The organism is Mangrovivirga halotolerans (genome assembly GCF_026241165.1).
Classification (GTDB): domain Bacteria; phylum Bacteroidota; class Bacteroidia; order Cytophagales; family Cyclobacteriaceae; genus Mangrovivirga; species Mangrovivirga halotolerans.
This window is the reverse complement of the sequence record NZ_JAPFQN010000004.1, coordinates 15,040-40,077: the sequence shown is the minus strand read 5'-3', so window position 1 is coordinate 40,077 and position 25,038 is coordinate 15,040. Positions and strand designations below refer to the sequence as shown.

At 36.1% G+C, this 25,038-nt stretch carries 22 protein-coding genes; 11 read left to right on the top strand and 11 right to left on the bottom strand.

All coding sequences use genetic code 11. The features are described from left to right. Nucleotides 1–9: 9 nt before the first annotated feature. Nucleotides 10–2,562, top strand: a complete 2,553-nt coding sequence (locus OO013_RS06790; RefSeq protein ID WP_266055948.1) for an adenosylcobalamin-dependent ribonucleoside-diphosphate reductase — start codon at nt 10–12, stop codon at nt 2,560–2,562. A 113-nt stretch (nt 2,563–2,675) separates the two neighbouring features. Then, the gene (locus OO013_RS06785) at nt 2,676–3,302 is read left to right on the top strand and encodes a Crp/Fnr family transcriptional regulator (RefSeq protein ID WP_266055947.1); all 627 of its coding nucleotides are present in this window, start codon (nt 2,676–2,678) and stop codon (nt 3,300–3,302) included. Nucleotides 3,303–3,323: 21 nt separating this feature from the next. On the opposite strand, the gene OO013_RS06780 is transcribed toward OO013_RS06785, so the two are convergent. The 8 genes from OO013_RS06780 to ric all read right to left on the bottom strand — a co-directional run bounded on the left by OO013_RS06780 (nt 3,324) and on the right by ric (nt 10,416). Further along, nucleotides 3,324–4,106 (bottom strand): ABC transporter permease, encoded by a 783-nt coding sequence (locus OO013_RS06780; protein ID WP_266055946.1) that lies wholly within the window; start codon nt 4,104–4,106, stop codon nt 3,324–3,326. Next, complete coding sequence (locus OO013_RS06775; protein ID WP_266055945.1) at nt 4,103–4,870, bottom strand: ABC transporter ATP-binding protein; 768 nt, start codon at nt 4,868–4,870, stop codon at nt 4,103–4,105. The genes OO013_RS06780 and OO013_RS06775 overlap by 4 nt, the downstream gene beginning before the upstream one ends. Then, on the bottom strand, nt 4,867–6,099 hold the full coding sequence (locus OO013_RS06770) for a nitrous oxide reductase family maturation protein NosD (RefSeq protein WP_266055944.1): 1,233 nt from the start codon (nt 6,097–6,099) through the stop codon (nt 4,867–4,869). Before OO013_RS06770 ends, OO013_RS06775 begins: the two co-directional genes overlap by 4 nt. 7 nt (nt 6,100–6,106) lie before the next feature. Then, nucleotides 6,107–6,559, bottom strand: a complete 453-nt coding sequence (locus OO013_RS06765; RefSeq protein ID WP_266055943.1) for a nitrous oxide reductase accessory protein NosL — start codon at nt 6,557–6,559, stop codon at nt 6,107–6,109. A 7-nt stretch (nt 6,560–6,566) separates the two neighbouring features. Beyond that, entirely contained in the window at nt 6,567–7,148 is a 582-nt protein-coding gene (locus OO013_RS06760; RefSeq protein ID WP_266055942.1) for a hypothetical protein, read from the bottom strand. A gap of 68 nt (nt 7,149–7,216) precedes the next feature. Beyond that, the gene (gene nosZ, locus OO013_RS06755) at nt 7,217–9,178 is read right to left on the bottom strand and encodes a Sec-dependent nitrous-oxide reductase (RefSeq protein WP_439651826.1); all 1,962 of its coding nucleotides are present in this window, start codon (nt 9,176–9,178) and stop codon (nt 7,217–7,219) included. Nucleotides 9,179–9,205: 27 nt separating this feature from the next. Continuing rightward, nucleotides 9,206–9,679 (bottom strand): c-type cytochrome, encoded by a 474-nt coding sequence (locus OO013_RS06750; protein ID WP_266055941.1) that lies wholly within the window; start codon nt 9,677–9,679, stop codon nt 9,206–9,208. A gap of 29 nt (nt 9,680–9,708) precedes the next feature. Further along, a complete protein-coding gene (ric, locus tag OO013_RS06745; protein WP_266055940.1) occupies nt 9,709–10,416 on the bottom strand; it encodes an iron-sulfur cluster repair di-iron protein in 708 nt (235 codons plus the stop codon). Between the two features lie 222 nt (nt 10,417–10,638). Between ric and OO013_RS06740 the strand changes: the two genes are divergently transcribed. The 6 genes from OO013_RS06740 (at nt 10,639) to OO013_RS06715 (ending at nt 18,726) form a co-directional block, all read left to right on the top strand. Then, on the top strand, nt 10,639–13,026 hold the full coding sequence (locus OO013_RS06740; protein WP_266055939.1) for a S9 family peptidase: 2,388 nt from the start codon (nt 10,639–10,641) through the stop codon (nt 13,024–13,026). Nucleotides 13,027–13,044: 18 nt separating this feature from the next. After that, the gene (locus OO013_RS06735; protein ID WP_266055938.1) at nt 13,045–13,464 is read left to right on the top strand and encodes a (4Fe-4S)-binding protein; all 420 of its coding nucleotides are present in this window, start codon (nt 13,045–13,047) and stop codon (nt 13,462–13,464) included. An 18-nt stretch (nt 13,465–13,482) separates the two neighbouring features. Continuing rightward, entirely contained in the window at nt 13,483–14,232 is a 750-nt protein-coding gene (locus tag OO013_RS06730; RefSeq protein ID WP_266055937.1) for a sulfite exporter TauE/SafE family protein, read from the top strand. A gap of 137 nt (nt 14,233–14,369) precedes the next feature. Further along, nucleotides 14,370–15,956, top strand: a complete 1,587-nt coding sequence (locus OO013_RS06725) for an ABC transporter transmembrane domain-containing protein (RefSeq protein WP_266055936.1) — start codon at nt 14,370–14,372, stop codon at nt 15,954–15,956. 3 nt (nt 15,957–15,959) lie between these two features. Continuing rightward, the gene (locus tag OO013_RS06720; protein WP_266055935.1) at nt 15,960–17,318 is read left to right on the top strand and encodes an HlyD family secretion protein; all 1,359 of its coding nucleotides are present in this window, start codon (nt 15,960–15,962) and stop codon (nt 17,316–17,318) included. 1 nt (nt 17,319) lies between these two features. Continuing rightward, nucleotides 17,320–18,726, top strand: a complete 1,407-nt coding sequence (locus OO013_RS06715; protein ID WP_266055934.1) for a TolC family protein — start codon at nt 17,320–17,322, stop codon at nt 18,724–18,726. A gap of 54 nt (nt 18,727–18,780) precedes the next feature. On the opposite strand, the gene OO013_RS06710 is transcribed toward OO013_RS06715, so the two are convergent. Then, a complete protein-coding gene (locus OO013_RS06710) occupies nt 18,781–20,934 on the bottom strand; it encodes a TonB-dependent receptor plug domain-containing protein (protein WP_266055933.1) in 2,154 nt (717 codons plus the stop codon). 170 nt (nt 20,935–21,104) lie between these two features. Between OO013_RS06710 and OO013_RS06705 the strand changes: the two genes are divergently transcribed. Beyond that, nucleotides 21,105–21,536: a hypothetical protein gene (locus tag OO013_RS06705; RefSeq protein WP_266055932.1), complete on the top strand. Its 432-nt coding sequence runs from the start codon at nt 21,105–21,107 to the stop codon at nt 21,534–21,536. On the opposite strand, the gene OO013_RS06700 is transcribed toward OO013_RS06705, so the two are convergent. Continuing rightward, nucleotides 21,533–21,976, bottom strand: a complete 444-nt coding sequence (locus OO013_RS06700; RefSeq protein WP_266055931.1) for an RrF2 family transcriptional regulator — start codon at nt 21,974–21,976, stop codon at nt 21,533–21,535. The two genes, OO013_RS06705 and OO013_RS06700, sit on opposite strands and share 4 nt — an antisense overlap. Before the next feature lie 223 nt (nt 21,977–22,199). Here OO013_RS06700 and OO013_RS06695 point away from each other — a divergent pair, with 223 nt between their 5' ends. Beyond that, on the top strand, nt 22,200–22,547 hold the full coding sequence (locus OO013_RS06695) for a hypothetical protein (RefSeq protein ID WP_266055930.1): 348 nt from the start codon (nt 22,200–22,202) through the stop codon (nt 22,545–22,547). An 81-nt stretch (nt 22,548–22,628) separates the two neighbouring features. Next, nucleotides 22,629–24,278, top strand: a complete 1,650-nt coding sequence (locus OO013_RS06690; protein WP_266055929.1) for a SulP family inorganic anion transporter — start codon at nt 22,629–22,631, stop codon at nt 24,276–24,278. 26 nt (nt 24,279–24,304) lie between these two features. On the opposite strand, the gene OO013_RS06685 is transcribed toward OO013_RS06690, so the two are convergent. Continuing rightward, nucleotides 24,305–24,940, bottom strand: a complete 636-nt coding sequence (locus tag OO013_RS06685; protein WP_266055928.1) for a 4'-phosphopantetheinyl transferase family protein — start codon at nt 24,938–24,940, stop codon at nt 24,305–24,307. Between the last annotated feature and the right edge of the window lie 98 nt (nt 24,941–25,038).

Sequence of the window (25,038 nt, the reverse complement as noted above, 5' to 3'; positions counted from 1 at the left end):
TCTTGAAAAATGAAATCTGCCACACCTATAAAAAAAGAGCCTAGAATTTATTCAGAAAGTGAAGTCTCTGAATTCAGTCAAAAATATTTTAATGGTGACACCCTTGCTGCTGAAGTCTGGAAAAATAAATATGCTTTAAAAAGCAGTAATGGAAAATATTTCGAAAAATCTCCCGATGATATGCATAAAAGAATTGCCAGGGAGTTTTCCAGAATTGAGAGTAAGTACCCTTCCCCTCTGAAGGAAAAGGAGATTTATAATCTTCTGAAAGATTTCAAGTACATTATTCCTCAGGGAAGCCCAATGGCAGGAATCGGTAACAATTTTCAGGTTTCATCTCTATCTAATTGTTTTGTCATAGGTGTTGAAAAAAATGCTGATTCATATGGTGCTGTGATGAGTATGGATGAAGAACTCGTGCAACTAATGAAACGCAGAGGTGGGGTTGGTTTAGATCTGTCTACAATCAGGCCACAGGGAAGTAAAGTTCATAATTCAGCTCTTAGTGCCACTGGCATCGTGCCATTCATGCATCGTTTCTCTAATTCTACGCGAGAGGTAGCTCAAGGTGGTCGTCGGGGTGCGCTTATGTTAACCGTTTCATCCAGACACCCGGATGCCCTGGCTTTTACAGGCGCAAAACGAGATACTACCTCAGTGACCGGGGCCAACATCTCACTGAAAGTTGATGATGATTTTATCCAGGCAGTAAAAAATCATACTGAGTATGAGCAGCGGTTCCCGATTGATGCCTCTAAACCATTAATTAGTAAAAAAATCAAAGCTGAAGATCTATGGGAAGAAATCATTGAAGGGGCATGGAAGTCTGCGGAACCTGGAGTTATCTTTTGGGATACTGTACAAAGAGAATCGCTTCCTGACCGTTACTACAGGGAAGGCTTCACCACTACCTCTACTAACCCATGTGGAGAAATACCTCTATGTCCATATGACAGCTGCAGATTACTGGCTATAAATCTATTTAGCTATGTAAAAAGTCCTTACACAAAAGATGCTACGTTCGATTTTGAATTATTTGAAGATCACGTAAAAAAAGCATTGCGATTAATGGATGACCTCGTTGATCTTGAGTTAGAAAAAATCGATAAGATCCTCAAAAAAATAGAATCTGACCCTGAAGACGATCAATATAAAATAAGGGAAAGAAATTTATGGACTAAAATAAAGAATAAGACTTCTAAAGGCCGAAGAACCGGTCTTGGTGTGACCGCAATGGGTGATATGCTAGCGGCACTTGGAGTACAATATGGGTCTGACGCTTCAATAATCATATCTGAAAAAGTCCAGAAAAAACTGGCAATATCAGCGTACTCGAGTTCTGTGACACTGGCTAAAGAAAGAGGTGCCTTTCCGATATACAACGAAACCAGGGAAAAGGACCATCCATTCCTGAAAAGAATCGAAAAGGAAGCTCCTGATATAATAGAAAGAATGAAGGAGTATGGAAGAAGAAATATTGCCATGCTAACCATCGCTCCTACAGGCTCTACCAGTTTACTTACTCAAACAACTTCAGGCATCGAGCCTGTTTTCAGAATTTACTATACCAGAAGGAAAAAGGTAAATGATGCAGTAGAGAAACCCGGCAAACAGTATTTCACTGATGAAAATGGTGATAAATATGAAGAATTTGCAATCATCCATCACAAATTCCGTGACTGGCTGACCACCAAAGGATTCACAAGTGATGAGATTGCCCAGCTAAAACCAAAAGACCTGGATAAGCTGATTGAAAATTCTCCATACAAGCAATCTAGTAGTGAACACATCAACTGGCAGTCAAAAGTTAAACTCCAGGGAAAACTACAAAAATGGGTTGACCACTCAATTAGTGTTACGGTCAATTTACCTGAAAATACATCGAAAGAAGTTATTTCCGGTTTGTATATGGATGCCTGGGAAGCCGGGTGTAAAGGAATCACTGTATACAGAGAAGGAAGTAGATCTGGTATATTAGTCAGTGATTCAGGCAAAAAAGTTACTGACTTCCAGGATACAATAGCACCAAAAAGACCAACATCCCTGGATGCTACGGTAATACAGTTTTTAAATAATGATGAAAAATGGGTTGCTGTAGTTGGGCTGCTGGATCATAAGCCATATGAAATTTTCACTGGTAGAGCAGATGATTCTTTCTCGATTTTATCTAAAGTAAAAAAAGGAAAAGTAATTAAAAACAAAGGTAAAAACGGTAAGAATCGCTATGACTTCCAGTATCTTGATTCTGATGGTTATAAAATAACAATTGAAGGATTGTCCAGAACTTTCAATGAAGAATACTGGAATTATGCCAAACTAATCAGTGGTGTGTTAAGACATGGAATGCCACTAAAATATGTTGTGGAGATGATTGATGATCTTTATCTCGACGCACCAACTTTAAATACATGGAAAAATGGCGTTAAACGCGCATTGCTACAATTCATTCCCGATGGCACAGTGCCAACAGATAATGTATGTCCGAATTGTAAATCTCCTGCAATGAGTTATCAGGAATCATGTTTACTATGTAATAATTGTGGCTATAGTAAGTGCGGTTAACCATAACTGCCGGCATTCACGATGCCGGCAGTACTTCTAATTCGTCAAAACAATCACATCCGATCATGATATGAATCATAACCGGCACTCCTGGCTCTGGTTAATTTTAAACCATGATCATTAATCCTGTAATATTAGAGAAATACGGCGCAAAACCTGTTTTATATAAAAAAGGAGAAATACTTTTTAGGGAAGGCTGTGAGCCAACCCATTTTTATCAGGTTGCGAGTGGAGTTGTGAAAATGAATAACTTCAATGAAGAGGGCACTGAATTTATCCAGGGAATGTTTCGTGAAGGCGAAAGCTTTGGTGAACCTCCTCTTTTTGGTGATTTTAAATATCCTTCCAATGCTGAAGCAGTTACCGAATCAGTTCTTTGGAAAATCCCAAAAGAAAACTTTCTGAATCTTCTCAAAGATAATTTTGACCTCCATTTAAAATTCTGTTCAATTTTAAGTCAGCGACTCCAGTTTAAAGCGATGATCGCTAAAGAGATTTCAACAAACACTCCGGAACATCGAATTCTTACACTGATAGAATATTTTCAAAAGAAATCATCAAAGGCAGCAAATTGCCCTTTTTTTGAAGTTCCTTTTACACGTCAGCAAATAGCGGATATGACCGGTTTACGAGTTGAAACTGTGATCAGAACTATAAAGGCTTTGACAAAAGAAAACAAACTGCAGATCATCAATAGAAAAGTTTTTTACCCTGCTGAAAAAGAATTGGCCGGACACTGATAAAGTACCCGGCCATTTAGATTAAAAATCCTTGGCTTTACATTGCCAGGAAATCGTCCATACCGGACCGGCAACCCAAAGCAAGGCAAAAAACAATGAAATGATTATTCCCTGAGAAGTTCCGAAAAACTTATTAAATACTGCGCCTGTATACCCCAATAAAGCAGAGATATCAAGCTGTAACATCACTAATGTACGACACAGGTCGATCGGGTTAATCACTGTCATTGCCAGCGAAAAAGTTTCTAGCGGGTAATCTTCGAATATAAATAATGACATCAGGAACAAGCCATCATAAATAATGGCCATAAATAACCAGATGATAATGGCCAGGCCAAATCCTTTTATCTTATTCGAATTTTTCATTGCGACCAAAAACGAGATTGCCAGAAATGCCATTGTCAAAATTGATCCGGCAACAACAATGGTCAGGAAATTAACCAACGTGTCAGCTCCACCGAATCCATAGAAAATGAATGGTATGGTAATCCCTGCGATAAAACTGATGACTATGGAAAATGCTAATCCAAAATACTCACCAAGAAATATATCTCGCCGTTTTATTGGCTGAGCTAATAGAAGCTCAATGAAGTCTCTTGAGTTATAGTAATACATCACCCCAAAGAGCGTTCCGATAAGCGGACAAAGGATAATCACAATATTCATCAGACTGGCAAGTGCTCTGGAAGAGTCGTTGCTCATATATAACAAAGATGAAGCAGTGATCAGAAAAAACAGAAAATAAAAGATACTCCATCTGCTTCTGATCATATCGAAAAAGCTATATTTTAGAATCCGTTTCATAGCGCCACTTTGTTTAATTTAAATCTAAAACCATTTTTTTGAGATGAATCATTTTTTCCTTTCTCCTCTTTTAAAAGCAGTTGGGCTATTGAAGCCTCAACACCTTCAGAGCCGGTAAGTTCATCCAGTTTTTCCTGGTCTCCCTGGAAGTAAATCTTACCCTCCATAAGGAAAATAATTTCATCAGCCATTTTTTCGACTACATCCATAATGTGGGTAGTGAGAATAATTATCTTTCCTTCCTGCTTCTTCTCCTCTATCAGTTTTCTTAATGCGATCATGGCTACGGGATCCAGTCCAGAAGTAGGTTCATCCAGTAAGATGTATTGTGCATCAAACATAAAACAAATTACCAGGTTGACTTTCTGCCTGGTCCCTCCGGAAAGAGAACTTAACTTATAAGAAAGGTATTTTTCAAGACCAAACCGTTGGATAAGGTCTTCTGAATTTCCTTTTTGGCCTCGTAAATCGGAGATCATTTTAAATAATTCTTCAACTTTTAAGTTATCCGGAAACCTTGCTATTTGGGGTAGATAGCCAATATTTTCTCGATAGGAATGCTTCTTGATTACAGACTCACCCCCTACAAAAACTTCTCCCCGATCTGGCAGAACCATTCCGAGTATGCATTTCATCAGGGTGGTCTTTCCTGACCCGTTAGGACCTAGAACGGCATACACCCCTCCTTTTTCCATTTTAAGGCTCACTCCTTTTAAAACCGGAACCTTTTTATATGCTTTATATATATTTTTTAGCTCGATCATTGTATTGGCTTCATTTTAGGTAATTCATCTTTTAAACTTTCGGGAGTAAATACCGGGGTAACTTTCTCAGCATAATTGAGCAGATCAACAAATAGACTCCTTAATAAAATTATTGAAGATTCAGACTTTGTGATCACATGAGAAAATAAGCTTACAGGACGGTAAGGGACATCTCCGTATCCATCTTTGTCCAGGTCATAACCGGTGTATTCATCCCAATAATTACCATTGTAAATGTTATAGTTCCTGGAACTATTAGTAGTAACATCGAAGGTATTACCGATGAAATTATTTGATACAACTTCATTATCCATACAGCTACCCAGTATCTTTAATGCCCATCCATTTTGATGAAATTCATTGTTGCTGATCTTTATCCGGGTAGCACTTTCACCATAAATACCAATAGTGTTTTTATAAAACTCATTATTGATAATTTCAGCGTCGTAAATTTCTTTGAGCAGCAAACCATAAGATGTAGTCCCCCAATTCTTTTCAAAAAGGTTGTCTTCCATCCTGATAAATCTTGAGAACATTACTGCTACTCCGGCACCATTATCACGAAGGGTATTGGATATATAATCATCCCAATTTGAAAACATAAAATGAAGACCATAACGCAAGTTTCCTTCGCTTACATTATTTACGATCCGGCTACTATCGACAAACTCAAGGTAAATGCCATCTCGATGGTTCCTTACTTGGTTATCAATGATTTGCATATTGTCACAATGCCAAAGATGTATCGCATTTCCTGAGGAAATTTCTTTCACAGCATTTCCTTGCATTACATTACCTTCAATCAAACCATATGACGATTTCTGATAATAAACTCCAAAAAAGCTGTTTTCCAGAATATTGTCTTTGATATTGACATAGTCACTATTGATAATATTGATTGCTGCCAGGTCTTTGGTATAGCTTACACCAACATTTAACAGCTTAAGTCCTCTAAGAGTAACACTATCTGATTTGATGGTGAAAATCTCATACTTAGATTCACCATCAATTACCGGATAATCTTTACCGATAATGCTTAGAGGCTTGTCAATAGTAATATTTCCTTCCCGGTAGACACCATTTTTTATAATAATAGCATCATGTGGAGAAGATGATTTTATTGCTTCTTTGATGGAAGTGTATTGACAATCCGGACATACCTCTATTGTCTGCGAATGCAAATTGGTAGCTACGGAGATCAGGGTGAAAAGAAATAATAAATTTTTCATACCCTGATCAGTTTGTGTTCAAATCTGGTAAGCTCCCAAACTTATTGGACAACTCATTCCACGTATAGATCTCACCACCATGTTTTTGCTGAAGCTCTTCAGCAAATGCACGATCAGACAAGCCGTTCAGGTACTCACCCATTGGGCTAGGTAATTCAGGAGTACGCAGATAAACACATGATTCTGCACTGGTTAACCCTTCTGAATCAAATGGAGATATCAATTTCAAAGAGAATTCTGTTTCACTATTCTCATTCATAAAGTTCAGAAGGCACTCCACTGCATCAAATTTGTAAACCTTAGATTTACTGGTAACAGCTTCTGCAGCGTACCTCGAATCGACAATTGTCATTTTGCAATAATGGCAACCATCTTCCCCATAATTGATGGGTTGAGGTTTAGGAGTACAGCTAAATAAAAAAATGAGGATAAATATCGATAGGTTAATTGGATATTTCATACGCTTATTATTTAGACTTTTTGTAAACACCAGCCAAATACCATGATAAGGCTGCAAGAATTATTGAAAGACTTAGCCAAAGCCCTCCCCAATAGGGATAAGAATCTGCTTTGAAATTCAATAACATTTTAGTTCCGAATAAAGGAGGCTGATATGACATGCCAGGCACCTTAATTGGAGCTTTTGGATCCAGGTTATGGCCGTAATCATATTCCCATAAATAAAAATCATACAAGCCAAGACCACACAGTACAACCAGCAATATTAACCAGGTTAAAACCCAGGATCTTTTGCCTTTCCAGGCTACAAGCAGCCCGAGCAAACTCATTGTACCGATAACAAATGGAAAGTACTTTAATTCCGGAATAGAGTCTGGCTCTATATATTTCATTCCGACATAATGATTAAGAATATTTATATTCTGAAGAGTGTGAGGTGTATCTCCGGTAATTTTATTTATCCAGATATACATACTCACCCCATCAGGATATTGAGGAGCTTCAAGAGTTATTCTCCAAAGAGGTGTTACGAACAGCAAAAGCAAAGCCAGTGCTGAAATACTCATGATTATTTTCGCTCGTACATTCATTAGTTTTGTTATTTAATTTGGAAGAGGCCGCTAAAAAATCGCGACCTCTTTTTATCCAATTAACCAAATCATTCTTCGCCGTCAAGCGACCACTTTATAGGCACGTTAGCTCCTTTTGGAGAAACTCTGATATACCCTTGCATTTCCTGGTGTAAGGCTGAGCAGAAATCAGTACAGTAGAAAGGATAGACTCCCGGCTTCTGTGGTTCCCACACAAGAGTTTCGGTTTGACCCGGCATTACGAGAAGCTCAGCATTTCTGGCTCCCATGATGCTTAATCCGTGAGGGGTGTCCCAATCTTGCTCCAGGTTTGTCAAATGGAAGTATACTTTATCTCCCACTTTGATTCCTTCGATATTATCCGGATTGAAGTGGCTTCGTATTGAGGTTATATAAACCCTTACTACATTACCATCTCTTTCAACACGAACATCTTTTTCGTTTTTCACCGCATGAGGGTGTTTATTTTCCTCTATCGGATAGATCTTTTTAGAATTCTTCATTACAATATCAGCCGGGATAGCTTGTGCATAATGAGGTTCACCTATTGTAGGGAAGTCAAGTAACAACTCCATTTTATCTCCTGAGATATCATACAGTTGAGCTGAGTGATTCATTTCAGGACCTGTAGGCAGATATCTGTCTTTAGTAATTTTATTCAATGCTACCAGATATTTACCCCAAGGACTTTTCGAATCTCCACCAGGAATCATCAGGTGACCAACAGAGTAGTAGCAAGGTGCACGGTCAAGAACTTCCCAGGTACCCAGCTTCCATTTCACTACTTCAGAAGAAATAAAGAATGTGGTATACGCATTTCCTTTGCCATCAAATTCTGTATGCAATGGTCCTAATCCTCCACTAGATACTGTTCCGGCACTTACTGCGTCTAATTTCAATATCGGAATTCCATCTACTTCTCCTTCGAATTCTTCATTTTCAATTGCAGTCAGCATTTTATCAAAAGAGTGAACAGTCAGGTCAGCAGATAATTTTCCGTTACCAACGATGTATTCTCCGGTTGGATCCACATCTACACCATGAGGCGATTTAGGCGTTGGTAAATAGTAAATCAAGCCAGGGCATTCAGAAGGAATCAATACAGTTACTTCTTTTTTCTCAGTAGAAGTTGCAGTATGCGTTTCTTCATCATAGTAATTATGCATGTAGTTTGCAGGCATTTTTTTACCCTTACCTTGTTTCAGGTATTCTTCTGCTTTCTTCCAGTTCACAGCAGCGATAAAGTCTTTATCATTCTGAGAAGCGTTAACTTCTTTTAAGGTATGGCTTTCTTCTGTGTTATAAGTGGTAAAGAAAGTCCAGCCGTGTGATTTACCTTTACCTGAGTGAGCAAGGTCATAGTCATAACCAGGAACCAGGATTTGGAAAGACACATCCATATTGCCAGGCTCATCTGCTTTGATATATGTCAGCGCCCCTTTAAAATTCTCTTTGTAAGAATCGATCGGCACATCCTTTTGTGGAAAAGGAACACTAAATCGTGTACCTGCAACCACATATTCTGAGTTTTCGGTAATAAACGGTGAACTGTGATTACCTCCACTATTCGGGATTTCAATTATCTCGGTCGTTTCAAAGGTAGTAAGATCAACCCTTGCTATACGAGGTGTGTTATTACCATTAATGAAGATCCATCGACCGTCAGGCACACCATCAGTTTGAGATAACTCAGGGTGGTGAGCATCATCCCATGGCACAAAACCATAAGAGGTGTTCAGCATAGGCTTCGTTTCTTCATTATAACCATAGCCTTTTTCAGCATCCTGAGAGAAAACAGGAACCACTTTCAGAAGTCTACCCGACGGCAGACCATAAACGCTTATCTGTCCACTGAAACCACCAGACATAAAAGCATAAAACTCATCGTATTCTCCCGGTGCAACATAGACTTTCTGTGCCGCATCTCCGGTATTCATCATTCCCGAATCTTTCTTTTCGCCCGAATTTCCACAGGCAGCCATAAAGACCAGAAATATAAATGACAGCAATATTGAGAAGGTATTTTTCATAATACTTAACGTTAAAAATAAAGGTTATCAGAGTGTTCTAATGTATTCTAAGATTTTTCTGGCCTGATCTCTGGTAAGATTTTGATTGGCCATTGGAGCACCATTTGCTTCAAGCAGTAGCTGTTTGGCTATTGGATCTTTCTGGATCATTTCCTCCGGATTCAACATCATGTTCATCGCCCACTCCGGAGTTCGTCTGTCTAATAATCCTTTCGGAGAAGGACCAATGAATTTTTTATCCACTTTATGGCAGGCAGTACAAAGCTCTTCGTATAACTTTTGACCTTCAGCAGCCATTTCCTGATCTATTTCTCCCAACTCAACAGAGCTTACAGGTCCTATTCCTTTGTTTTCCTGCCAGTTTTCCATTGGATCTTCAGGTTCAGAAACCATAGATTGTACTTCTCCTGAAGATTCCTCAGATTTTTGCTGATTTGAATCGCCTCCACAGGCAGAAATCATCAGCATTAATATCAGTGCTATTAAACTATTTTTTTTCATTGCTTTTATATTTAGAGTTTTTAATCTTTTCAATTTCCGTTGAAGAATTTTGGAAATAACACATTGTTTTCCAGATGAATATGAGTGTTGAGGTCCTTTTCAAATTCTTCTAATTTTTGATAAAGTACTTTGAAGGTTGCACAAGCATCTTCAGGAGGCTGATAACCATTACTCAACTCAGAGATTGATTGAATTATTTCACCGGCTGTTTCATGCTCTTCATGCATTACCTCGAGAGGATCTGTATATTTTACTTCTTCAGAAGGTTTGGAATCCCAAATCGATTGAAGCAGGTTATGACGATACAGCATCGAAGGGAATATGATCTGCTCTTCCTTGTACAAATGAGTGATCAGATCGTCAGCTAGTTTTTTTACTAATTTGTGAATTGTTATAGTCTCAGGGTGCGAATGACCATGGACACGAGCTACCTTCCAGGAAAATTCGATTAATAATGGAATGGTCTCTTTTACATAGGTATGATGAACATTAACTATGTACTCTATTAATTTAACTGTATTCCATTCTGAATAATCAGGGTAATCTGATGGCCTTTCCGTTACCTCTTCAAGATCTTTAATGACCAGGTCAGGACTAATTGATTGTTTATCACAAGCATCCTTTAAGGGTATATTCCCTTTGCAACAAAAATCAATATGATACTTTTTGAAGATCTCAGCATACTTGTAGTTGTCGGCTACTATTTCTGCTACTGTCGAATCTATAAAATTTTGCATGGGATGATATTTTTTTCATTTGTTATACCACAAATTTCAGCACTTCATTCCCATTATTTTATGATTCAAATCATATCAGCAAATGTCTTTTTTAAGTCTTTTGATAAAAACTAATAAGCTATGTATTCAAAAAGTTTATTTGTATTTCTACCTATCATATCGCATTTTAATAAACATTTTAATTGAGAAACAGATTAATTAGTTGAATTAATAACCTGAAATATGTTTAAACAAGCCTTCACTCTGCTTTTCCTGATAATATGCATTGGCACCCATGCGCAAACAGGCTCATATGAAAATTCTTCAACATTAAAAATCGAAGACTTTATGAAGGGCGAAAATTTTGTTGGTTTTCAGCCTGAAAATATCAAGTGGTCAGACGATAGTGAAAGAATTTACTTCGAATGGAACCCTGAGCAAAACTTGTTATCAGACCATTACTATTATGATCTTAAAGAAGAAAAAATCATCAAGATCGATCCAGAACATTATTCACAAATACCTGAATCAGGTGATTGGAATAAGGAGCACACTAAAAAGGTTTATAGTAAAAACGGCGATATTTTTTTATTTGACATAGAGAAAAAGAGTCATTTACAAGTGACTAATACTGTTGGGACAGAATCAGGGCCTCAATTTACAGGTAATGAAAATTCTGTAACATTTAAAAGAGGCAACAATTTGTTTTCATGGAATTTAGAATCTGGAACAATTAATCAGCTTACAGATTTTAAACCAGGAAGCGAAAAACAAGAACCAGAGAACACAGAACAAGAAGGATTTTTGATGGCTGAAGAAGAGGCTTTGTTCAATACCGTAACACAAAGTATAGCAAAAAAGAATTTACGAGAACAAAGATCTAAAAAATCAGATCCGGAAAGACCTAAAACAATCTACATTGGTAAAAAAAGAATCACTTCATTCAAAATTTCTCCTGATACTCGTTTTATAGGTTACTCTCTTTACGAACGAGCCAAGGCGAAAGCTACCAAAATGATGGATTTTGTTAATGAAACCGGATACACAAAAGAATATGACGCCAGACCTAAAGTTGGAAGTCCTCTAAGTTCTTTTCAAACATTCATTTATGACAGGGAAAGAGATACAACGATAACATTTGATATAAAACAAATCCCTGGTATTTATGAGAAACCGGAATTTGTAAAAGAATATCACAAAGATGATAATGATTACAATGATAAATATGATGAGCCTAGGGATGTAGTTTTAGTAGATCTTCTATTTAATGAGAATAATGAGGCTGTAGTGGTTTACAGATCTGAAGACAATAAAGACAGGTGGATTATGAAAGCAGACCTCGAAACCGGTGATCTGGAACTTCTACACAGAGAACACAATGACGCCTGGGTAGGTGGGCCGGGAATAAGTTCCTGGAATTATTATCCTGGAAATATTGGCTTTACTAATGATCCTGAAATTCTTTATTATCAATCGGAAGAAACCGGTTTTTCACATTTGTATACTGTTAACATTAATTCAAAAGAGCAAAAGCAGTTAACTTCCGGTTCATGGGAGGTATTAGATGCAGATCTTTCGAATGATAAAGAAACTTTCTTCATCACAGCTAATAAAACAAGTCCGTTTGATCACCACTTTTTTACAATGCCAGTTGAAGGAGGTGATCTTGAACAATTCACTACAGGACAGGGAAACTATGACGTAAGTGTCTCTCCCAATGAAAAGTGGTTGGCAATTCGATACAGTTATTCAAATAATCCCTGGGATCTTTATTTAATGCCTTTAAAAGCAGGCAAGGAAATGAAAAGAATAACTGAAAGCACCACAGACGAGTTTAAGCAATACTCCTGGAGAGCACCTGAAATCATTACATTTGTGGCTGATGACGGAGAAGAAGTGCCGGCACGGATTTACACACCAGATGAGGAAAATAAAAATGGGGCAGCTGTTATATTTGTTCATGGTGCCGGATATCTTCAGAATGTTCATCATTGGTGGTCTACTTACTTCAGAGAATACATGTTTCATAACTTCCTTACTGATAACGGATACACCGTTTTGGATATCGATTATCGCGGAAGTGCCGGATATGGAGAAGAGTGGCGTACTGCCATTTACAGGCACATGGGTGGCAAAGATTTGTCAGATCAGGTTGACGGAGCTGAATTCCTGATTGAAGAATATGGCATCGATCCTGAAAAAATCGGGATTTATGGTGGATCTTATGGAGGGTTTATCACATTAATGGCACTTTTTAATGCCTCAGAAACATTCAATGCAGGAGCAGCAATAAGATCAGTTACAGATTGGGCTCATTACAATCATGGTTATACTTCAAATATTTTAAATACACCGACAGAGGATCCTAAAGCCTACAGAAGAAGTTCTCCAATATATTTTGCAGAAAATCTGGAGGATCCTTTATTGATCCTGCATGGTTTACAAGATGACAATGTCCAACCGCAGGATGTAATCAGGTTATCACAAAGACTAATAGAACTTGGTAAACATGGCTGGGAAACCGTTTATTATCCGGTTGAACCCCATGGATTTAAAGAAGCCGCAAGCTGGACAGATGAGTATACAAGGATTTATAAGTTATTTCAAAAGCATCTGCTAGATAAAAATTAATTAGTTAAATTATTATCTATGAAAACTAAAACTTACAACAAAGGGAATACTACGGTAGTCTGGCAACCTGAAAAATGCTATCATTCAGAAAATTGTTATAAAGGCCTGCCAGAAGTGTTTGATCCCGACAAGAAGCCCTGGGTTAATATGGACGGAGCTTCAGAAAAAGCTATCAGGGAGCAGGTGGCTATGTGTCCATCAGGAGCATTAAGTATTAAAGAAAAAGATAAAGAAGATAAAATTCACGACATGAGCGACGTTAAAATAAAAGTTAGTCCTGCAGGTCCATTGATGGTTTCAGGAAATTGTACAATAGAATTAAAGGATGGAAAGACAGAAGTTGTTGAAAAAGTTGCAGCTTTGTGCAGATGTGGCGCCAGTAACAATAAACCATACTGTGATGGTTCCCATTCAAAAGTTGACTTTGATGATAAATAAAACGATTTAAATTTTAATATGGCGATTACGGATAGTGAGCTTCTGTCTTATTTTTTACTATTCATTCTTGGTGCTGGTGCTTTCATTCTATCTACGATCTCAGGTGGTGGTGGAGCACTTGTTTTAGTTCCTGTACTTAACTTTCTTATCGGTGTAAAATCAACTGCTCCGGTGTTAAACCTCGGGACTTTTATTGGAAGACCTGTCAGATTATGGCTTTTCAGAAAAGACATTGACTGGAAAATCTCTGCTTATTATATCCCGGCAGCATTGATCGGTTCGGCCATAGCCGGATGGTTTTTTGAAAAGACTAATATCGGGTTGCTTCAAATATTTGCTGGAATATTTTTAATTAGTACTGTTTTTCAATATCGATTTGGGAAAAAAGAAATATCATTCCCGGTAAAAAAATATCATTTTTTCTTTCTTGGATTAATCGTCACTTTCATCAGTACAATCATAGGAGCTGTAGGTCCGATCCTCAATCCATTTTATCTTAACACCGGAATCTCAAAAGAAAAGCTCACCGGGACTAAAACCGCTAATTCATTTTTCACTGGAATATTTCAGATCAGTTCTTATTCATTTTTTGGTCTTTTAGACAAACAATTAGTCTTGTATGGGGTTGCTCTTGGTTTGGGAGCGACAGTTGGTAATATAATTGGAAAAAGAACCTTGAATAAAATGACTGAAAAAGGATTTAGGAAATGGGTAATAGGCATGATGGTTATCAGCGGTATTATCCTGATTGTAAAGAAGTTTACTTAAATTTCTATATAAGTAATATTTATGATTATGATAACTATAAACAAAAATTATACAAAAATGGTTATACATAATTAATTAGTTAACAACCTTAAGACTAACATTAGCGTAATTTGTATTGAATTACCTTAAAATAAAATATGGACGGTAATAAGACCACTAAACTGGCATTTAAGCGTTTTTTCAGACTGATAAAAAATGACAAAGAAAATATTCTAAGAATATATCTTTATGCATTTTTTCAGGGTATTGTTTATCTGAGTCTTCCTTTGGGTATTCAGGCTATTATTAACCTGATTATGGCTAGACAGGTAACCACCTCTTGGATCCTATTGGTATTACTTGTATTGGTGGGTTTACTTATACACGGATGGTTGCAGGTAAAACAAATGTATATTACTGAGAGTATCCAACAGAAAATATTTACCAGATCAGCATTTGAGTTAACCTATCGGATACCTCACTGGGAACCGGAATATATTAAGAAAAGTTATCCGCCTGAATTAGTTAACAGGTTTTTTGATACAATTAATATCCAAAAAGGGTTTTCAAAGTTACTATTTGACTTCACTACAGCTGCATTACAAATTCTTTTCGGATTAATATTATTAGGATTATATCACCCAATATTTCTTGCTATTTCGATCATACTTTTTGGAGGTTTGTTGCTAGTCTGGAGGTTTACGGGCGAAAAAGGCCTCCGAAGTAGTCTTGATGAATCCGATTATAAATATAAAACAGCCTTTTGGTTGCAGGAAGTTGCCCGGACGAAAGAAGTCTTTTATGACAGAAATGCAGGTAAAAGAGCTTTTAACAGAACCGATGATTACGTTTCAAATTACCTGGATAGCCGAAAAAATCACTTCAAGGTGCTCGTTAAGCAATTTTATAGCTTATTGACCCTTAAAATATTGATTGCGGGGTTACTTCTAATTCCTGGAGGTTTACTTGTAATAAATGACAGTATGAACCTGGGTCAATTTGTTGCTGGTGAGATTATAATAATCATGCTTATGAATGCTGTTGAAAAACTAATCTTAAGTATGGAAACACTATACGATACACTTACGGCATCGGAAAAACTAGGAAAGCTTGTGGATATTCCATTAGTAGATGAAAAGAGCCAGGAAAAAACAAGCAGGGGTTCATTTACTTTAAATTTATTTGACACTGAAAATAAGAAAAAAGGCTCTCTAAATATCACCAAAGGACAAAAGATCAAGATCAAACTTCCACATAAAAGTGATATACAAAATGTTTCTTTTACGATCGAGCAAAATGATAAGGCTCCATTTAATATTGGGTTATTAAATGGCACAGAGAATATTTTCGATGGTACAATACGACAAAATGTTAGTATTTACCGTGATTTGGAGGATTCAGAGATTATACAACTTCTCAAAAAGTGCGGGTATAAATTTACTCTTGATGAAGAGGCTACCTGTTCAAAACACATTCAACCCAAAGGAACAAATATAGATTTTGAAAGTCGCCATGCGATAATTGCCGCAAGGTGTTTAAGTATGAATCCTGAGATCATATGCTGGAATGAAGACACATTCCATGAGGAGTTTTTATCTAATCAGATTTTGGAATACATTATTTCTAACGAAATACCTTTAGCTGTTATCACGAAGAAGGAACATTTAAACCTGGAAGGATATGATTTTGATAAATTGTATACCTGGCCTATTGATTTTTCACCAGCTGAATTGTTAAATATATAAAGGATGCTAAATCTAAGTGAAAGAAGAGTAAAAGACGACATAGATACATCCTCATATAAGTCGTTTGATAAAATAGATAGCTTTGAGCCTCAACCATCAAAGAAGTATAAATACTATTGGTTACTTCTTATTCCTCTTTCTTTTTTTATACCCTGGACTCAGAATATTCAAACTGAAGGAGAAGTTACCGCTCTATTACCATCGGAAAGACCACAATCTATCCAGAGCTTTATTGATGGCAGAATTGAAAAATGGTATGTATCTGAAGGTCAGGAAGTGGAAAAAGGAGATACAATATTAAAGATTGGAGAGGTAAAGCCAGAATATCTTGATCCTAACCTGGTGAACCGGACACAGTCACAGGTGAATGCAAAAAGAGGAGGAATAGGTTCTTATCAAAGTAAAATAGAAGCCCTTAACAATCAATATAGTGCGTTGGTTTCTGCAAAAAAATACAAATTGCAGGAAGCCACAAATAAACTGGAACAAGCAAGATTGTCTGTTCAGATAGATAGCATGGAGTGGAAAGCAGCCGAAACAAATCTGGATGTAGCAGAAGCCAGATTCGACCGGATAAAAGCGCTTTACGAAGACGGTTTAAAATCTAAAACAGAATTTGAAACGGGTCAAATGAAACTTCAGGAAGCCAAAGCAAAACGCACTGCTGCCTATAACAAGTTTTTAAAATCTAAAAATGAACTGATCAACGCCAGAATTGCACTACAAAGTATAGAAGCCGATTACAATGATAAAATTGCTAAAAACAGATCGGAAAAGGCTGAAGCTGCCAGTAATTTGTTTGCTGCAGAAGGCGATTTGGCTAAAATTGAAAATACTTTGAGTAATTACGAACTCAGATCCTCATTTTATTACATTACTGCTCCACAAAACGGTTATATTACCGAGGCTGCAATGACTGGAATTGGTGAAAATATTAAAGCCGGAGAAAAGTTGATAACCATCATGCCAAAAGATTATCAGCTTGCTGCTACCTATTATATCAATCCCGTCAACCTTCCCTTATTGGAAAAAGGGCAGGAAATTAGGTGTATTTTTGATGGTTGGCCTGCAATTGTCTTCAGTGGATGGCCTGGTGCTTCACACGGAACTTTTAGTGGTGAAATTGTTGCTATTGATAATTTTAGCCAACCTGATGGCACATACAGAATACTTGTCGCGCCGAGTAGTGAAGAGGTTGCCGATTATTCATGGCCGGATGCATTAAGGCCAGGATCAGGTACCAGAGGTATTATATTGCTAAAAGATGTACCTTTATGGTATGAAATCTGGCGACGTATTAATGGTTTCCCTCCAGACTTTTACAGTAAAAAAAATAATCAGAACTCTGATAAGAAAAAATAATATGCAAAGACTGGTATTTACATTTTTTCTACTGGTCAGCATTTTTCAAACCAGTGGCCAGGATTCTCTAAAACTAAAGGATGTCATCAAATTGATCGACAACCACCCTGAAGCTTCGAGAATATGGTGGTCTGTCAGAGAAGCTGAGGCAGAATTGCTTTCAAAACGGGGAGCATTTGATCCGAAATTATATGGAAACTATGATACTAAACGATTTAACGGATCAGATTACTTCACCCACAGAGAAGGAGGTATAAGCATACCTACCGCTGCTGCAGGTCTTGACTTCAAAGCAGGATACGAGCAAAATGAAGGTTTTTATTTAAATCCAGAACTCACTGTTCCGGATGAGGGGTTGTGGAAAGCCGGGTTAAGTTTTGATCTGGGTCGTGGATTAATTAAGGATGAGCAACGGACGGAATTAAGAAATGCTAACTTAAAAGTTGACAAGACAAACGCAGAAGCAGACTTGAGGTCGAACTCACTAATTTTTTCTGCAGCGAGTGCATTTTTCGAATGGCAGGCAGCTTATGAATATTTACTATTACAGGAAGAACTTCAGGACATCGGTTTACAGCGATTCAGTGGAGTCAAAAGATCGGCTGAACTTGGCGACTATGCTGCCATCGATACGTTAGAAGCATTAACCCAACTAACTCAAAGAAGAGCAGATCTCATCGATGCTAAACTGATGTATCAACTACAAAGTCAACGTCTGGACCTGTATCTGTGGCAGGATTCTCTGGAAATAAATAAGGAATTAACCTCAGAAAAGATTCCGGATCAGGAAATGATAGAGCCCCTCGTTGCCGGATTAATAGATTCCCTGGCTTATGATCATCCGATTTCAAGATATTACCGCTCAGAGATTGCTATTATTGAGAACACCACAGAATTAATGAAGCAGCGACTTCTTCCTGAAATAAAGATTGAGGGATATTACCTCTTTTCTGATTTTGAAAATGAAAATTTGAATCAAAGTAACGCAATCGATGAAAATTTTTATGCTGGCGTAAAAGTTAATTTCCCGATTTTACTCAGAAAGGAAAGAGGTGGATTAAATAGTCAGAAAGCCAGGCTGGAAATGACAAGCCTTCAATGGAGATACAAACAAAATGAGTGGCTTACCAAACAACGCCTTGCCCATACCCAATGGCAAAATCTGACTCAACAGCTGGAAACAGTTAGAAAAAATGCTGAATATTTCAGAATGATGATGGAAGCTGAACGCAAATTATTTAATGCTGGTGAATCAACATTATTTTTAGTTTTCTCTCGGGAAAATAAGTACATGGAAGCGCAGATAAAATTGATAAATCTTATTAAAAAGACTCAGAAATCATATCTCAAGTGGCTTGATACCTCGGGAAATATAAAAGAGTGGAAAGAACAACTAATTACTCAATAAAAAAAGGGGCTGATTACTCAGTCCCTTTTCCTTAAACTTATGTGTAATTAACTGCTATAAATTAACATTTATACCGGCCATATAAAGAGCACCGATCCTGTCAGCAAATCCAAACTGGTCCTTTTCACCGGCTAGTAAGTTCCTTGCATTTACGAATCCATTAAACCCTTTAAAAAACTCATATGAAGCTTTAATACTCAAAGTAGTAACCGGAGAAATATTAGTAGTTCCTAATTCTTCAGAAGTTGATGCTCGCTCATGACGATAAACTTGCTCACTCATGTAGTAAAGACTCGAATAAATCGAAAGCTTTTCTACCGGTCTGTAATTAAATGTCATGCCTCCATAAAAATTTGGAGTTCTTTTATTTTCCTGATCAATTCTTGTATAACTAGGTAGTGATAAAGTAAAAGGATTTATACCGCTTTCTTTCTTATCATAGTTTTCCAACTCAGTCTTTTGTACCGTTCCAAAAACTTTCATTTGGATCTTATTTGAAGGTGCAAAGCTTAATGCAGTAGTTATACCGTTTTGAGTTGAGATCAAATCACTATTAAAATAATGATACTCCAATACCGGACCTTGAGCAGTATTATAAAATTCTGTCGGTTGAAAATCTACAGTATTGTCAAAAACAGTTCTGAAAACTTCGATATCTAACAATATTTTATCAGAAAGCTTTCCACGATATCCAAATTCCAATAAATTCATCGTAGGTAAATGTAATTCTTCATTTCCAATATAAGCTACATCAATATCACCTTCTACATAATAATTTGCATAAGAATCAATAAAGAAAGCACTTCGATTAGATCTTGATGCAACCGCTCTTATCAAGTGTTTTTCATTAAACTTATATGTTGAAATAAACTGATATGTAAAATACACATCATCTGGAACGTTGTATTTATCAAATCTTCCTGCAGCAACTAATCTGAGTTTATCATTTAATAATTTATAGTCAGCTTTTAATGAAAATCCATAATTACTCAATTGTTGCTCTGCATTCATTAATCCGTAAGTATTATTCTGTTCTACATAAGGAAGATCAGAGTAAGTGGCTTGCTGGTAATTAAAAGCAGGCTGAAGTGAAAGATTTTTAAAATCAAAAGCATAATCAATGTTCAGGTCAGTTTTATTATAATCAAATGTTGCAACAAAACCAGATCCTCTGGCAATATCCTGAATACCACTTTCAGTAGAAGCCTGAATATTCAATCCTTTGACTTTTGACGTCAGATCAATGTAATATGACTCAGAAGTTCTATCACCGAGAACTGAATAAAAGTTTTCAAAAAAGGCAGATTGAGAAACTGAATTTTGATATCCTGCTTTCAGATCAATATTTACATCCTCATTAATATCATATGCTATAAATGCATTCACACCCAATCGTTCCTTCGCCATTTCTACTTCTGAAAACCAGGAAGAATTACTTTCTATCTGATTACCATAAGTATAACTAATTAGCTCCTCTCTGGAAGTATACTCTCCAGTCCACCAGTTATAATACTGATCATCATCCCTATCCCTAGTCTCAATATTTCCACTTAAACCTATTGACACTTTATTGTTCTTCAATCTTTTTAAAGCATTAAAACTTCCAATTACAGTTCCTTTATTTCCACCTTGTACATTTGCAGTTACTGAAGACTCGGAGTTTGAGAATGCTTGTTTAGTGATAATATTAATCACTCCGCTTACAGCATTCGGACCATATAAAGGTGATGATGGACCTCTGACCACCTCAATTCTTTCAACATCTGCCAATCCAATTGGAAGGGCTTCCCAAAAAGTACCGCCATTTATGTAATTATAAACCCTTCGTCCGTCTATCATTACAAGCGTTAAACTGTTTTCAGTGTAAAATGTAAAATTACCAGGTGGAAGAGATTCATTTCCCCGTACATGCACATCAAAATTCCCGTTTGTCTCTTCTCTTACTACCAACCCTGGAACTAACCTAAGCGCTTCTTCTATAGTAGTAGCCCCGGATGCTATAATCTCATCTCCTGTAATCACAGTAGAAGAAAGTGGGGCATCAAAACTACTTTCCGATTTCTTTGAAGCTGAATAAATCTCAACTTCCATCAACTCCTCTAAGGACATCTCAAAAAGATCCTTCTCACCATCATCAGTATCCTGTGCGGATATTGAGAAAAAAGAAATTAGCAGTAAAAAATTAACTCTAATTAATGATTTCCACATTTTTATAAATAATTTATTGGTTTATAGCGTATATTCTTTTGCGACACCTCAGGTAACCAGTAACTTGACAAAACATGACATTACCCGTCAAGAATCATGACTCTTTTTCAAACAATTATAAACCAAATAATTAGTGGCTTTTATTATCTTTGTACCAAATTCATATAGAAATGAGGCACATTAAAATTTTATTATTTTTTATATTTTTGTTTAGCATTATTGCTGCGGGGTGCAAAAAATTTGATAACACTCATGAGGAAATCAATCCGAATGATCTGAATATCAGAATAGCTCTGGCAGCTCAAAACAATGAGCCCTGGACAACGCAGCCTCTTTCAACAATTCAGCACTTCTATGAGTACCCAAATGATGCAGCTAAATTTGCATTAGTAGAGGATGTATTAAGTAAAAGACCAGCTAGAGATAGTGTTAGAATTACTGTTTACAGAGAATTATTGCCTGATAAATCTACGTATGGTGTCAGAACTGAATATTATATGAAACCTAAGTCTGATTTCTGGGAGATCACAGCAATTAGAAAATCTTATAAATGTAATCAGGGCTTTGGCAATCCGTTTTACAGCGGTAAAAAGTGTAATTAGTTATTATACAAAGATTTCATTGAAGATTCTCTTTCAATTATTTTTTCAAGAGTAGCATTTTTAAGTAATTCAACGGTAGCATTTCTAACATTTAAAAAAACATCTCTTATTCCACAGGTTTCCTCATCCTTACATTCCTCGCATCTTTCATAGTATTTGTAAGTAACGCAAGGTAAAAAGGCAATTGCCCCATCAAAAAGTCTCATTACTTCAGCCATATTTACTTCAGAAGGTTCTTTAAACAAAAAATAACCTCCCCCCTTTCCTTTTTTACTACGGAGAATCCCGGCTCTTTTCATATCAAGCAAAATCGCTTCTAAAAATTTTTGTGGTATTTTCTCTGATTCAGCTATGTGACTGATCTGTACTGGACCCTCACCCTTTTTCTTAGCCAGAAAAACAAGAGCATTTATAGCATACTTAGCTTTTTTTGAAAGCATTGATTTGAATTAATTATTTCTGTACAATTTTAAGCCAATTAACAAGAAAATAATAACTGAAAAAATATTTATTACTAAATCTTTACTTACTTGTAAATCTGTCTTATTCAAAACTATATGATCAAATTAAAAATTTTCAAATTGTTTAAATATTAGTTTGAACAAATAATAAACAAGCCCTAGTGAGATTTTGATCATAATTATTTTTTATATTTGTAATTAAATGAAATCATGGAAAGCAAAATATAGCCTGATCAGGTCATTCAGATCGATACCTGTAACATTACTGTTACTAAGTTCTATCTGGTTTTTTTGCAATTCCATTTTGATTAACATAACACTTGATGCCTATAATGAGATTAGAAAGGAATATCATCACAATCAGGCTGGTGATGGATTTACTTCAAATGTCTTGTTAGAAGAAGAAGACAGTCCTTGTTATCTTCACGGTTTTTATGACATTGATGATGAAAGCTTTACAGTCCCAACATCAACAAAAGTGCCTTATTTGATCTCACACGAAGATCCAAGTCAGGATCTTAGTGTCCCCCCTCCCAGATCATTTATTTAATTTTCGATTAATTATATAAGACTTTTTTCTATTCCTAAATAAAGAATAGATAGATATTGAATATTTTCAAAAATTAAAATTATGAGCTTAAAAGAGGGATTTTTCTCAAATATTAAATATGACTTACCGGCAAGTATAATTGTCTTTTTAGTTGCTGTACCACTATGTTTAGGTATAGCACTAGCATCTGAAGTACCAATGTTCGCAGGTATCATCGCAGGTATAGTCGGGGGTATTGTAGTTGGTTTTTTTAGTGGATCTTCATTAGGTGTAAGTGGACCAGCTGCAGGTCTGGTTGCTATAGTTATCAGCGCCCAGAATACATTGGGATCATTTGAAGCATTATTAGCTGCAACTGTTCTTGCAGGTATCATGCAGATCACTCTAGGCTTCATGAAAGCAGGTATTATAGGATATTATTTCCCCAATTCAGTAATTAAAGGAATGCTTACTGCTATTGGTATTATCATTGTTTTAAAGCAAATCCCTCATGCGGTTGGTTACGATGCAGACTATGAGGGAGACCTGAGTTTCTGGCAAACTGATGGCCATAATACATTTTCAGAATTGTATTATATGCTCGACTTTTTAAGTCCGGGAGCTATTTTGATCACATTAATCTCACTTGCAATCCTGATTATATGGGAACAACCTTTCATGAAGAAAAATAAGGTCTTCACTTTGATTCAGGGTCCTTTAGTTGCTGTTGTTGTAGGAATTATTTTAAACTATGTTTTTAAAGGTAATAATACTTGGGGATTATCTTCTGACCAGTTGGTTTCGTTACCTACTCCAGGATCATTCAATGAATTTTTAGGTAATTTCAGAACACCGGATTTTGGAATTTTTACCGATAAACCCAGTGCAATATTGCTTGCTGGTGTTACCATTGCTGTTGTTGCATCTATTGAGACATTGCTTTCAGTTGAAGCAACAGATAAGCTTGACCCTCAAAAGAGAGTTACTCCAACTAACCGCGAACTAAGAGCTCAAGGTATCGGAAACGTGGTTTCTGGTATGATTGGTGGTCTTCCTATCACACAGGTAATTGTTAGAAGTAGTGCAAACATTCAGTCAGGTGGTAAAACAAAAGCAAGTGCTATAATTCATGGTATGATGCTTTTAGTTTCTGTACTTCTATTTCCAGAAGTATTAAATCAAATACCATTTGCCTCACTCGCAGCAGTACTATTTTTAGTAGGATATAAACTGGCAAAGCCAACTCTTTTCAAACAAATGTGGAAGAATGGCTTCACCCAATTCGTTCCTTTTATAGTTACAGTTGTAGCAATTGTAGCAACTGACTTATTAATTGGTATTGGAATCGGACTTGCCGTAGCCATATTTATTATTTTATTCTATAACTTAAAGAACCCATTCTACTTTAATGATGATGATCATGTAGAAAGCGAAAAGGTAACTATAGAACTTTCTGAAGAAGTTTCATTCCTAAATAAGGCAGCTATTTTGAGAGCATTGAATGTGGTACCTGATAATAGCTCTATAATTGTTGATGCCACCAAAACCAAAGTAATGGATTTCGATGTTCAGGAAATACTAAATGATTTCAGAACTACAGCAGGGCATAAAAACATTAAATATAAAGTTATTGGATGGCCTAAAGAAAAACCATTGAAAAACTCTGAAAGGCATTTTGTCAAAACCATGGATGATGCCATTAAAAATAATAATGAAAAAGTCAGCAAGGAAGAAGAAGAATCTAAAAATTAAGAAATCAGCCCGGAATTACTTCCGGGCTATTTTTTTATTACATCTTTTATTATAGTTAAGTTATCCTCACCTTTCAATTCAATTGCAAAACTCAACCAATAATTATCTACCTTAATACTTTCCACTCTAAAATTATAGCTATCAAAATCATAAAAGCCGTTATTATTTTGATTAATAGATTCGATCTCATCTAACGATTTATCTGAAGCTTTAATGATTGATTCTACTATCGTCCATCTATTTATAAAATCATCAAGATTGATACTTGCATTTAGTATAGGTGATTGTAAACTATTTGCTATATCGGTGTAATTCACTTTTTCAACTATTTCTTCAATATCAATTCCAACTTTAAGATCTGATTTGGTGATTATCAGACCTATTAAATTTTCAGAGTGAGAAATATTAAAATTCACTCCTTTAATGAAGGGTTTACCCGAAGTAGAATAATCAATATTCTTTAGCAAAGAAGAGCTGTGAAGTTTAGTCAACCCTTTAAATAGTAATAATCTTCCAGCAAGAAATTGAGATCTTGATTTATCATTAATAAATATTTGGTATTTATTTAAATCAACAGAATTTAATACCTTTTTAACCTCATTATCTGAAATATCATACAATAATTCTTCAATAAAAGAATGAAAAACATAAATTTTACTCATTACAATAACTATGAAAAGAAATTAATTAATATAATTTGATGCAATAATTCTTTTTTAAGTAGTAATAATATAATTCATTTATATGAATCTTATTATTT